Below are 13,562 nucleotides of genomic sequence, written 5' to 3'. Positions count from 1 at the left end.
CAGGCTCACAAATAGTATCGACCATTTATGAACCTGTTTTAATTTATTGATGATTATTTGTGTTAATCAGCAAATAGGCGAGTAAAATTAGTTTAGATAACAACGCTATAGGGTTATTGAAGCGCAAGTGTTAATAACAGTTAGCCGTAAAGCTCTTTCGCCATTTGCTCGCGCATATCAATTTTTCTAATTTTGCCAGTTACCGTCATTGGGTACTCATCAACAAAGCGAATGTAGCGCGGGATCTTAAAGTGGGTTATTTGTCCTTTACAAAATGCTTTAATATCATCTTCTGTAGCTGTTTCACCTTCTTTAAGTTGGATCCAGGCACAAACTTCTTCTCCCATTTTTTCATCAACCACTCCAAATACTTGTACTTCTGAAATCTGAGGGTGAGTGTATAAAAATTCTTCAATTTCGCGCGGGTAAATATTTTCACCACCGCGTATCACCATATCTTTAATACGGCCGGTAATGCGAACATAACCGTGTTCATCCATGGTGCCTAAGTCACCTGAATATAACCAACCGTTTTTTATGGTATCTGCGGTTTTTTCTTTATCGTTCCAGTAATGCGACATCACTGAATAACCCCGGGTACAAATTTCGCCTTGCTCACCAATTGCTACTACGCGTCCTGATTCATCGACAATTTTAATTTCCACATAAGGGATTGCACGACCTACGGTTTGAGTACGATTTTCTAAGGTATCATTCGGTAAAGTCATATGGTTTATTGGACTAACTTCTGTTTGACCATAACCAATAACAACACTTTCCATATGTAGTTTGTTAATGATGTTATTCATTAACTCTTCAGGGCATGGCGCGCCTGCAATAACACCTGTGCGCAGTGAACTTACATCATAATCACTAAAATCAGGATGTTCGAGTTCCATTACGAACATGGTAGGTACGCCATGTAGAGCTGTACATCTTTCTTTATGTACGGCTTCTAAGGTAGAACGCGAGTCAAACGCTTGTGCCGGGAATACCATGGTGGCACCAGTAGTGACACAGCACAAAACACCCAATACCATACCAAAACAATGATACAAAGGAACAGGAATACACAGTCTGTCTTTATCAGTAAATTGCATACCGTTGGCAGTATTATTACCATTGTTAAGAATATTATTATGGCTTAAAGTTGCGCCTTTGGGGTTACCTGTAGTACCAGAAGTAAATTGAATATTTATTGCATCATCAGGTTGTAATTCTACGGCTAATTCAGCCAGTTTTAATTTGCCTTGCTCTGAGCCCATGCCACAAACATTGCCAAAGTTATACATACCGGGTGTTTGCTCAACACCCATGCGGATAACGGTAGTTAAATGTGGTAATTTTTCTGATTTCAGCTTACCTGGCTGACATGTTTTTAGCTCTGGCGCTAATGTTGTTAGCATGTTCAGGTATTCACTGGTTTTAAATTGTTCGGCACTAATAATAGCCTTACATTCAACCTTGTTTAATGCGTACTCTAATTCATATAATCGATAGGCTGGGTTAAGACATACCATTAGGGCACCGATCTTTGCGGTAGCTAGTTGAGTTAATACCCATTCATAGCTATTGGGCCCCCATATACCAACACGGTCGCCTGGCTCTATACCTAAGGCAATTAAGCCGGTGGCTAATTTATTTACTTCTTTGTGTAGATCAGCATAAGTCCAACGAATATTTTGATAACGCACCACTAAGGCTTCATTGTCAGGATACTGCTTTGCAATTCGATCAAAACAATTTCCTATAGTCTCATAGAGTAACTGGCCTGACCCTTCACCGGTCATATAGCTTTGTGTTAGTGTCGTCATTATATTCTTCCTACACATTTTTGTGCTTTAGATTTGTTTATCATTCAAATAGTAATAAATAATACAATTTTAGATATTCTTACTTATTATTTTAGGAAGTTTGCTTGTTTGATGAGAATAAAAAGTAATGTTTTTTTGTTACTCGTAGAAAGCTTTACTAGATCGATTGCTAAAGAGAGAAACTTAAAGCGCTAACATAGCGCTTTATAATCAGAAGGTTAGAAACAATTTAAGTTAAAAAATAGTAAATAATGTAACCGCTAATACTGTACCAATTAACGGTAAAATAAGCGTTAACGCAAAGATTGGTCCATAGGCTGTTGCATGACTTTCTCCACAAATAGCCCTAACTGTAGTAACGACATAACCATTATGAGGAAGGGAATCTAATGCCCCTGAGCTTATTGAAACCACTCGATGCAATTCACTGGCATCAACCCCTGCATTTAAATAATGCGGCGCGAGTTCAGGCAGAGCGATAGACTGTCCACCAGAAGCTGAGCCAGTTATACCGGCAATAATAACAATGGCGACCGCAGCACTGACTAAACCACTGCCAGGTAGGCTCAGCACAAAATCCATGGCGATATCAAACCCCGGCGTCACTTTTGCGAGAGCGCCAAAGCCAACTACAGCACAAGTATTTCCTGTGGCAATCAAAGCTGAATAAGCGCCTTCATGTAAGTCATTTTCCAAAGTGTGGAAATGCTTGATGTTTAATAGATAAGTTAAAATACAGCCAACTAATAAGGCCAAAACCAGTGCATTTTGATGCAACTCTTCATGAGCTAAGAAACTGATCAAAACAATTGAAATTAAAGGAAGGAGAGCGGGTAGTAAACCCGGCAAATCTCGTTCATCTGGATGTGGGTCGTTATCTCTGTCGATAAAGGTTTCACCATTTTCAACTGCAGTAGCTACCATTTTGTTAAGCCAAAAATATCCTGCAATCGCCATAAACAATGCTATTGGAAGACTGACTTCCCAACCAGCCCAGGGGGAGGTCTGCAAGTATTTTATCGGGATCCAGTTTTGAATTTCAGGTGAGCCTGCAGTTGTCATGGTAAAAGTGACTGACCCGAACGCTAAACAACCTGGAATAAAACGACGAGGTAGGTTGGCTTCCCTAAATAAACTTAACGCAATAGGGTATGAAGTAAAGGCAACAACAAATGCACTTACTCCACCATATGTTAAAACTGCACAGGCTAACACAACTGCAAATGGCGCCTGACTTGGACCAACATGACTCATGATATAATGCGATATTTTTTCGGCAGCGCCACAATCTTCCATCAGTTTTCCGAAGATACTACCGAGCAAAAACACCAAAAACCAGGATGCGAAGAAGCTGGTAAAGCCTTTCATGTAGATAAAAGTAAAGCCATGCTCTTCGACAGTCGCAATGTCTATACCACTTAAAAAGGCTAAAATGAGTGCACAAAATGGTGCCGCAACGATAAGGTTGGCGCCACGCATGGTAAGCCATATTAATAAAGTAAGCGACAAGGCTAAAACTAGAATTTCCAAAGTTATTCTCTTTGATATTGTTATTATTTAAGTTAGATAATTTCTTGGCATCATTAAGATGAGCCATTACAGATTTTCAGCCGTAACGTCTTATTGTTAATTGGTTGCCAATGAAAGCTGTTTCTGTTTAATTTAAGACTGTTTAATGATTATGTAAAGCAAAGGGCAGAAAAAAGCCCCGCAATGGCGAGGCTGGTGGAGTTCTAGACCAATTATAATATGCTTTTACAAGCCTTTATATTTTAGAACAACCTATTTAATCCATTTAACGCTGCAACGCGAAAAGCTTCGGCCATAGTAGGGTAGTTAAATGTGGTTTCAATGAAGTAATCAATTGTATTACCACCATTTTTCTGTTGCATGATCGCTTGCCCAATGTGAATAATTTCGGCAGCATTCTCGCCAAAACAATGAATCCCAAGGATCTCTTTCGTTTCACGATGAAATAAAATTTTCAAAGAACCGACTAAGCTATTAGCAATTTGTGCTCGAGCTAAGTGTTTAAATTGTGCACGGCCAACTTCATAAGGGATTTTCGCTTCAGTAAGCTCTAATTCAGTTTTACCCACTGAACTGATCTCTGGAATTGTATAAATCCCTGTTGGAATGTCTGCAATGAGCTTACCTGCGGCATTATTATCAATAATTGCACTAGCAGCAATTCTACCTTGATCATAAGCAGCACTGGCTAAACTTGGGTAACCAATAACATCACCAACTGCGTAGATGTTTTCTACGTCGGTTTGGTAAGCACCATTAACTTTAATTTGACCACGGCCATCGGCAGTTAAACCAGCGGCAGCTAAATTTAATTCAGCAGTGTTACCCGTTCGGCCATTAGCAAAGAGTAAACAATCGGCTTTCATCTTTTTACCCGACTGTAAATGTACAACAACGCAATGATCAGTTGTTTCTACCTTTTCAATTTGTTCGCCATGGCGGATAACCACGCCATTATTCCAAAGGTGATAACTTAATGAGTCTGACATTTCGTCATCTAGAAATGACAGTAAACGGTCACGAGTGTTGATTAAATCTACTTTAACATCTAAACCTCTAAATATAGACGCGTATTCACTACCAATAACGCCAGCTCCATAAATAATAATTTGCCTAGGATCATGTTTTAGCGAAAGGATGCTGTCTGAGTCGTACACACGTGGGTGGGTAAAATCTACATCATCAGGATGATAAGGGCGAGAACCAGTGGCGATAATAATGTTTTTAGCGCTAATAACTTCAATTGAACCATCATCAAGAGTGATCTTTACATGATGTGCATCAACAAACTCAGCTTGTCCATGAAAATTGGTCACTCTATTTCGATTATAAAAACCAGAGCGTAAACGAACTTGTTTATCAATTACTGAAGAGGCATGGCCTAAGATATCAGGAAAGGTAAGATGCTTTGGTTTCTCGTTATTGGCAAATAAAGGGTTTGAGTTATATTGGATTAGTTGACTAACTGATTGGCGTAATGCTTTTGAAGGTATAGTGCCCCAATGCGTACAACCACCACCAACCTTTTTATAACGTTCAATAACGGCAACAGTTTGCTCCTGCTTAGACAGTTTCATAGCTGCACCTTCGCCACCAGGGCCAGTACCTATGATAATGGAATCAAAATCATATGAAGCTTGGTTTTTATCTGAACTCTGTTTTTGTTTAGCCAATGTAAATGCCTTTAACCCTTTGGGTGAGTAAAATAATTAACAGGATTATATCGTAACTAACGCAGTTTGATAAAATAAAACAAAGAAAATGTTAAATTTTATTGTGGTCGATCAACAAAAACACGAATAGCCTTATGATATTTGGAACTTTATTTTTCAACGATTAAACAAACTATCTAAATATTTAAGAAATAAACGCTAACATTTTTTCTTTGGCTATACTTGTTTTACCAATTCAATAGCAACACAAATTCGTTAACAAAAGGCAATGCGTCATATAAAAACCTTGTCCAACGATCTATGTTTATTTAAAGGTTAAGGTGAAACCGCAATGCCATTATTGAAATTTATCAGAGCCCAAGACAAATGTTGGCAACGTGTATGTTGTGAATTGCAAGCAGGTAAAAAGCAGAGCCATTGGATATGGTATGTATTTCCACAGATAATCGGTTTGGGTCATTCTGAAAATGCCGAACATTACGGAATAGAGTCTGTACAACAAGCGCAAGATTATTTAAAAATACCCAAATTAAAGCTGAGATTAATTGCTGCAACAAAATGCATATTACAACACAAAGAAAAAACATTAACTGAGATCATGGGGCGGCCCGACGATCTTAAATTTATTTCCAGCATGACGTTATTTCACCTAATCAGCGAAGAAGATATTTTTAAACAAGCCTTAGATACGTTTAATAATGGTGAGTATTGTCAAAAGACGATACACTTCATTAATCAAGATTCAAACTTATAAATTAGCTTTGACTTAATTTAATAAAATCTTTAAAAACAACAGGTTTGAGTGTTTTTTATTTAGGACTAAACGCCAATTAACTTGTTTTTAAGTTGAATTTGCTTTATCTTGAATACGTTATTAAATGATATGGATTATTATGGCTTCTAGAAAAATAAAAAAAATAGAAACCCTGTTTAACGAAGCTGTTAGTAATGGCGATGTGATCGTACGCCCTGTTAAAAACAGCAGCAATTCACCATCTACTCCTAATTACTCAAATCAAGAAGCTTTACTTAATGGTATGTGGATCATTACCAACAGAGTTTCTTTGCAAGATGCTGTACAACTATTTAATCAATGTAGTCTTTCTACCGTTTGGGGTTTTAAAAAAGTCGCCACCGATTTTAATAATTGGCATTTAGAGCCCGAGCCAAATCAATCTGACTCGCAACTGATTGAAGAAGAATTATTAAAAAGTAAAGTGATCATTGCAGAACTGAATGGCCAAATTTCAGATTTAAAAGCAATTCTTGCATCAGCTAAAGAAGAACAGCCGGCATTAATCAACAGAGTTACCTTGCAATATATTAATGACAGTAGAAGAAGTACCATTGACAACGCCAAGGAAGAAGCGCGTTTAAAAGCTGAAAAAAATGCTGAGCAGCAAGCAGATCAAGTTAGAAAATTATTGAATTTTTAAAGCGAACCATCAGTCCTTTTTAACTAAGTCGATCGGTTTCTATATTTTTAGATTAGTTTCTAGTAGACTTCCCCCGTTTTTATCTCTTATCTTCTGGATACCTCATGCAGACTCTTGCCCAATTAAAATCTGGCGAACTGACTGGCGCTAAACGTTTGGCACTTTCTGAAAACTTAACATCGTTTCCGTTAGAAATTCTAACTTTGGCCGATAGTTTAGAAATTCTTGATTTATCCAATAATCAATTATCTTCTTTACCAGAAGAGTTGGGGCAGTTAAAAAAACTTAAAATTATTTTTGCCAGTAACAACAACTTTGAAACATTACCACAAGTGCTTGGCGGCTGTGTTAGTTTAGAAATGGTAGGGTTTAAATCAAACCAAATTAATGTAGTTCCAGATAACTCATTACCAATAAAGTTGCGTTGGCTTATTTTAACGGATAATCGTATTGAGGTTTTGCCTGACTCATTAGGTAAGCGTCCGCGCCTGCAAAAATTAGCATTAGCAGGTAATCGTTTAACATCTCTGCCACAAACATTAACCCAATCGACTAATCTAGAGTTAGTAAGGATATCGGCAAATCAATTAAAACAATGTCCAACTCAATTATTAAATTTACCTAAACTTGCTTGGTTTGCTTTTGCTGGCAATCCATTTAGTCAGGCAGATATTAATATTCAATCCGTTCCTGAAATTGCTTCATCGAGCTTCACATTAGAAAATGTTCTCGGTCAAGGCGCATCAGGAGTTATTTCAAAGGCCACTTGGAATAACCGTCAAACTACACTTCCTGATGATATTGCTGTTAAAGTATTTAAAGGAGAGGTTACTAGTGATGGTTATCCTGAAGATGAACTACAAGCGTGTTTGAAAGTAGGTAACCATAAAAATCTGGTGCAGTCATTGGCACAGGTAAATGAGCAAGGTTATTTGGCCTTAATTATGTCCTTGATACCTGCTAATTATAAAAACCTAGGGTTACCGCCGTGCTTTAATAGTTGTACTCGAGATACGTTTCCTTCTGGTTTTACTTTATCTATCGAAAAAATAGCTAAAATTATTAGACAAATGGAAGATGTATTTTCTCATTTGCATGAAAATCAAGTTTGTCATGGCGACTTATACGCTCATAACACTCTGTTTGATCAACAGGCTAATATTATCTTTGGCGATTTTGGTGCAGCATCTATGTATCACATGTTAAGTGAAGAGCATCAACAACAAATAAAGCAAATTGAACGTAGAGCCTTACATCATATGATCGATGATTTATTAAGTATTTGCGTTGAAGAAGATCAGTGCAGCGATGAATATATACTTTTCAAACAACAAATCTGTCATTAGTTGTTTAGGGGCTAGATATTTATAGCCAAAATCAAGTTGCTATAATTAATATATATTTATATAACTAGCGGTATACTATTTTTTTATGAAGGCCATAATGCGCGTTTTACTTTGCTGTTTATTTATTTTTTCTAGCCTCTCTTTGGCTAACACACCTCATTTTGCAGTTGACTTGGTAAAAGTCGACAAATCAACACGTACTATGTTCCTCTATGCCGGCGACACGTTAGTGAAAAAGTATCACATAGCTTTAGGAAACAGTCCTAAGGGTCATAAAGAACAAGAGGGCGATAATAAAACCCCTGAAGGTAGTTACAGTTTAGATTATAAAAAAGAAGACTCGCAATTTTATCGAGCCATGCACATTAGTTATCCGAATGAAATAGATATTGAACAAGCCCTGGATAAAGGATTAAAACCTGGGGGATTTATCATGATCCATGGCCAAAAAAATGGCGATACTAAGAACCCTAAAATAACGCAAAGGTTTAATTGGACTAATGGCTGTATTGCTTTAACGAACAATGAAATGGATGAATTTCTTGATTTAGTCGATTCAGGTACTCGAATTAACATCCAGTGGTAATTCGAATGCCTGTTAATTAGCTTTGGTTGGTCTGAATTCATTCGGACGTTACTCTCGAAGAGAGGCTATTGTTCTGCTGGCAATAAATGTTCCGGTAAATTTTTACGCCGTCCGCTATCCGTTGGACTATAGTGCTTTTCTAGATAATCCAGGATTATGACTTCATTTTGCATTAACGGCCACAGTCCTTGCTTTTCCTGCATCCAACGGATTGTTTCTAACCACGTTTCTCTCGACATCCTATTTTGGTTAACCAGTGCAGCACTATGACAAGCGGTACAGTTGGCTTTAACGATATCGAAACCATCGTCTATAACTAAACCTGTATCTTTATCTAGTTGTTGCCCAGCATAGCTAACTGCACTAAATGCTAGCGAAGTAGCAAAACCTAATTGCAGTAACGTTTTAGAATTCATAGTCAATCCTTATACAACTTTCACGGCAATTCTATGACAGGCATTATTTAAGTAACCTTTAGGGTTCCAACCTGGCAAAATCATTGGCTGAGCAATGCCGTCAGAGTCGGTTGCTTTTGCCCAAACTTCATAATAGCCTGCTTTGGGGAATTCTACTTTCGTTTGCCAATGTTGCCAGGCATTGCGGTTAACCGCTTTAGAAACAGGAATGTCTAGCCATGTTTGACCAAAATCTATCGATATTTGCATGCCTACAACTGCTTTATCACCAGCCCAAGCATGACCATTTACAGCAAACTTTTCCCCTAAGGTATGTAATGCACCAGATTTAGGAAAGGTGATTAATGATTTAACCGGCATGTTTTCGATAATGCACATATCTTCATTGGCAACTTTACTTCCTGGTGCAACTGCTTCACAAGGTACCCGATAGGCTGTACCGGTCATTTTTGTACCATCGTGTACTTTATTACGAATATCGATACCTTTTAACCATTTACCGCCGGTAGAGGCAGGCCAACCGCCAAAAACTAATCGTAATGGAAACCCATTCATTATCGGCAAATCTTCGCCATTCATCGCCCATGCGATTAATGATTCATCTTCTAGCGCTTTATTCATAGGAACGCCGCGTGAGATAGCTGCTTTACTTGGATCGCCACTTAAGTGTGCATCAGCGCCATGATAGCCAATATAGATTGCATCATCTTTAATGCCGCAATCAAGTAATACGTCTTTTAAGCGAACACCCGTCCATTTAGGGCAACCTACAGCACCTGTCGTCCACTGATTGCCTTTTGCCGGAGGATTGAACTCAGAACGTCCGTTACCGCCGCACTCTAACGTTAACTGATAGGTATGATGTTTAAATTTGGATTTAAGATCTGCTAAAGTGTAAATTTTTGCATCTTTAACCGATTCACCACCAATGGTAAGTGTCCAGTTTTCAATATTTACGTTTGTGGGGGGAATTCCGTTATTTCTAACAAATAGTTTATCTGCAGGAGTTACAGCATCATTTAATAAATGTGGTGGAGTTTCTGCATTAATAGGGCGATCGTTCAATACTAATAAGCCTGGGTGTTTACCTTCAATGATAAAGCTTTCTGCCGTTTGAGCCAGTGCTGCCGGGATCATACCTGAAGGCATAAAGCGGCTAAAGACAATTTCAGCACCTAAAATGGTACTCATGGCGGTAAGACCCTTTAAGAACCCGCGTCTGGTAAGTGGATTTGAAGTTCTGCCAAATACTTTTAAATCGGCAGCAATAGGATCTTCTTCATATAACTGACCAATCCCCTGTTTCGTTAATGGCTTATTATTATTTATTGGCATGGATACTCCACATATATTTTAATTCTTATAATTGTAGAATATCTTGCTAGTTGTGGATTTTTAAGTAAAGAAAAAGTTAGGTTCGGCAACCGTTATTCCCAATATGAATGCATAAAAAAAGGCGAGCACAGCTCGCCTTAATCAATAAACTAACTGCGTGTTACATTACACGCTGGCCAGGTTGTGCACCGTCATCAGGGTTTAAGATAAAGATATCTTTCCCACCAGGGCCTGCAGCAATGATCATGCCTTCTGACATACCAAAACGCATTTTACGAGGTGCTAAGTTGGCAACGACGACAGTAAGCTTACCGACTAAATCTTCAGGTTGATAAGCTGATTTAATACCGGCAAATATTTGACGGGTTTCACCGCCTAAATCTACCTCAATACGAAGCAGTTTATCGGCCTTTTCAACATGCTCAGCAACAACAATTTTAGCTACACGTAAATCAACCTTAGCAAAATCTTCAAAACCTATTTCATCAGCGATAGGGTCATCAGCAAGCGGACCGGTAATAGGCGCGGCTTCTTGAGCGGCAACTAAATTTTCTTTTGAATCTTCAACCATAGCGTTTACTTTATCCATTTCTACACGTTGTAATAACGCTTTAAATTTATTTACTTTGTGATCGACTAATAGCGCTTTATGGCCATCCCAGATCAGTTCGTCATTTAAGAAACCGGCGGTTTTAGCAGCAAGCTCAGGTAATACCGGCTTAAGGTAAATCATTAAGATGCGGAATAAATTAATACCCAAAGAACAAATGTCTTGAACTTCTTGTTGTTTACCTTCTTCTTTAATCAACTGCCACGGTTCTTTAACTGCGATGTATTCATTAACTTTGTCAGCTAATGCCATGATCTCACGCATTGCACGGCCAAACTCGCGTTTCTCGTATAAATCAGCGATAGAGTCGCCAGCAGTCATAACTTCATCAGCTAATTCTTGATTATCAATATTAGTTGATAACATGCCGTCAAATTTCTTTGATATGAAACTTGCACAGCGCGAAGCAATATTTACAACTTTGCCGACCAAGTCAGAATTTACTCGTTGCGCAAAATCTTCAAGGTTTAAATCTAAGTCATCAATGCGGCTGGTTAATTTAGCGGCATAATAATAACGTAAAAACTCTGGGTTAAGGTGTTCTAAGTAAGTACGACCTTTAATGAATGTGCCTTTTGACTTAGACATTTTACGACCATTAACCGTGACAAAGCCATGAGCATAAACTGATGTAGGTTGACGGTAATCCGCACCACTTAACATTGCAGGCCAGAATAACGAATGGAAATAAATAATGTCTTTACCAATAAAGTGATAAAGCTCTGCAGTAGAGTCTTTTTCCCAAAATTCGTCAAAGTTAATGCCGCGTTTATCACATAAGTTTTTAAAACTGCCCATGTAACCAATAGGTGCGTCCAACCATACGTAGAAAAATTTACCCGGTGCGTTAGGGATCTCAAAACCAAAGTAAGGGGCGTCACGAGAGATATCCCATTGCTGTAGACCTGATTCAAACCATTCAGCCAATTTGTTGGCCATTTCTTCTTGTAATGAACCACTACGTGTCCATTCTTTTAGCATTGTTTCAAATGCCGGTAAGTCAAAGAAGTAATGCTCTGAATCTTTTAATACTGGCGTTGCTCCTGATACGACTGAAATAGGATTAATTAAATCAGTTGGTGAGTAAGTTTCACCGCAGTTATCGCAGTTATCACCGTTTTGATCTTCGCTTTTACATTTAGGGCAAGTACCTTTTACAAAGCGATCAGGTAAAAACATTTGTTTTTCAGGATCGAATAACTGAGAAATAGTACGAGTTTTAATGTGGCCTTTAGCATTTAAACGATTATAAATTTCTTCAGCAAATACGCGATTTTCATCACTGTGTGTTGAATGGTAGTTATCGAATTCAATGTTAAAACTAGCAAAATCAGCCATATGTTCTTCACGAACCTGGCTGATCATTTCTTCTGGTGTAATACCTAATTGCTGAGCTTTAAGCATAATAGGCGTGCCGTGAGCATCATCAGCACAAACATAATAAGTTTCATGGCCACGCATTTTTTGAAAACGCACCCAAATATCAGTTTGAATGTACTCTAATAAGTGACCTAAATGGATCGGACCATTGGCGTATGGTAACGCGCTGGTCACAAGAATTTTACGATTATTGCTAGTCATTGAACGAACTTGCCTAATTTATAAATATTTTAATGGAAATAATGGGTGTGATAGTACAGAATTTAAGGCGTATTTTCATTAATAATTATTATAAATCATCAGAAAAACTAACCATTATGTTTAAAAACCCGTTTAGCAGTAACAAACCTGAAGAAAATGTTAGTGACAGAATCACCGAATTTCTGTCTGAGTATCAATCTGAATTATTTCCAGGTGGTGTAATAAACTCTGTGTCTGCCTTTAATATCGCGCAAAATAAGCAGACATATATACTTGAGTTTACGTTACCGTTTCCATGCCAAGGAGAGCTTGAAGATATCGCCCGAGAACTTGTGACTCATTTAGATATCGATATTGAGCTTGCCCTAACTCTTAATATTAAGCCTGTGAGAACGCATAACATTTCTGGTATTAAGAATATAATTGCTATCGCCTCTGGTAAGGGCGGGGTTGGAAAATCAACTACGTCAGTAAACCTGGCTTATGCGTTAATGGCAGAGGGGGCAAAAGTAGGTATTTTAGATGCTGATATTTATGGGCCTTCCATTCCAACCATGTTAGGTATTGAAAACCAAAGACCGTCATCTGTTGATGGTAAATTGATGCAACCACTTTTAGCAAATGGCCTAACAGCAATGTCTATCGGCTTTTTAGTGTCAGATACAGATGCAACTGTTTGGCGTGGCCCTATGGCCAGCTCTGCTTTTTCACAAATGCTGAATGAAACGGCTTGGCAGGGTGATGGAGCGCCTTTAGATTATTTGATCATTGATATGCCGCCAGGCACTGGCGATATACAATTAACCCTTGCTCAGAAAGTACCTGTTGCGGCGGCCACTATAGTAACCACACCACAAGATATCGCCTTAAAGGATGCAGTAAAAGGCATTAATATGTTCGATAAGGTTAAAGTACCGGTACTTGGCGTTATTGAAAATATGAGTTATCACCTTTGTGAAAACTGTGGTCATCACTCGCATTTATTTGGTCAAGGCGGCGCAGAACATATCGCATCGCAATATAAAGTTGATTTATTGGGGCAATTACCGCTTAATATCCACATTAGAGAAGACTCTGACGCAGGTAAATCGTCAGTATTAGCAAATACTACTAGTGAAATTACTATGTTGTACCGTAAAATAGCGCGAAATATGGCCGCACAATTATATAATCAATTAGATGCCAACAGTCCATATACTGCTGAAATCATTACTGTAAAGAATATAGAAGAATAA

General features: G+C 38.2%; 11 protein-coding genes. 5 read left to right on the top strand and 6 right to left on the bottom strand.

What is annotated here, in order from left to right; all coding sequences use genetic code 11:
- Positions 1 to 140 precede the first annotated feature (140 nt).
- From RI844_RS04675 to sthA, 3 genes are all read right to left on the bottom strand, one after another.
- Positions 141 to 1,814, bottom strand: a complete 1,674-nt coding sequence (locus tag RI844_RS04675) for an AMP-binding protein (RefSeq protein ID WP_348397286.1) — start codon at positions 1,812 to 1,814, stop codon at positions 141 to 143.
- A 234-nt stretch (positions 1,815 to 2,048) separates the two neighbouring features.
- Positions 2,049 to 3,350 carry a GntP family permease gene (locus tag RI844_RS04670; protein ID WP_405054475.1) on the bottom strand — a complete coding sequence of 434 codons (1,302 nt, stop codon included), beginning with the start codon at positions 3,348 to 3,350 and terminating at the stop codon, positions 2,049 to 2,051.
- A 236-nt stretch (positions 3,351 to 3,586) separates the two neighbouring features.
- Positions 3,587 to 5,017 (bottom strand): Si-specific NAD(P)(+) transhydrogenase, encoded by a 1,431-nt coding sequence (gene sthA, locus RI844_RS04665; RefSeq protein ID WP_348397284.1) that lies wholly within the window; start codon positions 5,015 to 5,017, stop codon positions 3,587 to 3,589.
- Between the two features lie 331 nt (positions 5,018 to 5,348).
- Here sthA and RI844_RS04660 point away from each other — a divergent pair, with 331 nt between their 5' ends.
- From RI844_RS04660 to RI844_RS04645, 4 genes are all read left to right on the top strand, one after another.
- Positions 5,349 to 5,771: a DUF1810 domain-containing protein gene (locus RI844_RS04660; protein ID WP_348397283.1), complete on the top strand. Its 423-nt coding sequence runs from the start codon at positions 5,349 to 5,351 to the stop codon at positions 5,769 to 5,771.
- A gap of 139 nt (positions 5,772 to 5,910) precedes the next feature.
- Positions 5,911 to 6,453 carry a hypothetical protein gene (locus tag RI844_RS04655; RefSeq protein WP_348397282.1) on the top strand — a complete coding sequence of 181 codons (543 nt, stop codon included), beginning with the start codon at positions 5,911 to 5,913 and terminating at the stop codon, positions 6,451 to 6,453.
- 104 nt (positions 6,454 to 6,557) lie between these two features.
- Positions 6,558 to 7,799 carry a leucine-rich repeat-containing protein kinase family protein gene (locus RI844_RS04650; protein WP_348397281.1) on the top strand — a complete coding sequence of 414 codons (1,242 nt, stop codon included), beginning with the start codon at positions 6,558 to 6,560 and terminating at the stop codon, positions 7,797 to 7,799.
- A gap of 142 nt (positions 7,800 to 7,941) precedes the next feature.
- Positions 7,942 to 8,385: a L,D-transpeptidase family protein gene (locus RI844_RS04645; protein ID WP_348397280.1), complete on the top strand. Its 444-nt coding sequence runs from the start codon at positions 7,942 to 7,944 to the stop codon at positions 8,383 to 8,385.
- A gap of 65 nt (positions 8,386 to 8,450) precedes the next feature.
- Here the strand turns inward: RI844_RS04645 and RI844_RS04640 are convergent, their stop codons facing one another.
- The 3 genes from RI844_RS04640 to metG form a co-directional block, all read right to left on the bottom strand.
- The gene (locus tag RI844_RS04640) at positions 8,451 to 8,801 is read right to left on the bottom strand and encodes a hypothetical protein (RefSeq protein ID WP_348397279.1); all 351 of its coding nucleotides are present in this window, start codon (positions 8,799 to 8,801) and stop codon (positions 8,451 to 8,453) included.
- A 9-nt stretch (positions 8,802 to 8,810) separates the two neighbouring features.
- Positions 8,811 to 9,992, bottom strand: coding sequence for a sulfite oxidase (locus tag RI844_RS04635; protein WP_348398319.1), 1,182 nt, complete (start codon positions 9,990 to 9,992; stop codon positions 8,811 to 8,813).
- Between the two features lie 304 nt (positions 9,993 to 10,296).
- The gene (gene metG, locus RI844_RS04630; protein WP_348397278.1) at positions 10,297 to 12,327 is read right to left on the bottom strand and encodes a methionine--tRNA ligase; all 2,031 of its coding nucleotides are present in this window, start codon (positions 12,325 to 12,327) and stop codon (positions 10,297 to 10,299) included.
- Positions 12,328 to 12,443: 116 nt separating this feature from the next.
- Between metG and apbC the strand changes: the two genes are divergently transcribed.
- Positions 12,444 to 13,562: an iron-sulfur cluster carrier protein ApbC gene (gene apbC, locus RI844_RS04625; protein ID WP_405054474.1), complete on the top strand. Its 1,119-nt coding sequence runs from the start codon at positions 12,444 to 12,446 to the stop codon at positions 13,560 to 13,562.

The sequence above is a fragment of the Thalassotalea fonticola genome (assembly GCF_032911225.1).
GTDB classification, from domain to species: Bacteria; Pseudomonadota; Gammaproteobacteria; order Enterobacterales; family Alteromonadaceae; genus Thalassotalea_A; species Thalassotalea_A fonticola.
Note: the sequence above shows the minus strand (reverse complement) of the source record. Positions and strands in the feature narration are given on the sequence as shown.

What these genes read in the sequence shown, in the direction of transcription:
- RI844_RS04655 (WP_348397282.1), top strand. Translation starts at nt 5,911, where the DNA reads ATGGCTTCTAGAAAAATAAAAAAAATAGAAACCCTGTTTAACGAAGCT.
- RI844_RS04635 (WP_348398319.1), bottom strand. Translation starts at nt 9,992, where the DNA reads ATGAGTACCATTTTAGGTGCTGAAATTGTCTTTAGCCGCTTTATGCCT.
- RI844_RS04675 (WP_348397286.1), bottom strand. Translation starts at nt 1,814, where the DNA reads ATGACGACACTAACACAAAGCTATATGACCGGTGAAGGGTCAGGCCAG.
- RI844_RS04640 (WP_348397279.1), bottom strand. Translation starts at nt 8,801, where the DNA reads ATGAATTCTAAAACGTTACTGCAATTAGGTTTTGCTACTTCGCTAGCA.
- RI844_RS04650 (WP_348397281.1), top strand. Translation starts at nt 6,558, where the DNA reads ATGCAGACTCTTGCCCAATTAAAATCTGGCGAACTGACTGGCGCTAAA.
- RI844_RS04660 (WP_348397283.1), top strand. Translation starts at nt 5,349, where the DNA reads ATGCCATTATTGAAATTTATCAGAGCCCAAGACAAATGTTGGCAACGT.
- metG (WP_348397278.1), bottom strand. Translation starts at nt 12,327, where the DNA reads ATGACTAGCAATAATCGTAAAATTCTTGTGACCAGCGCGTTACCATAC.
- apbC (WP_405054474.1), top strand. Translation starts at nt 12,444, where the DNA reads ATGTTTAAAAACCCGTTTAGCAGTAACAAACCTGAAGAAAATGTTAGT.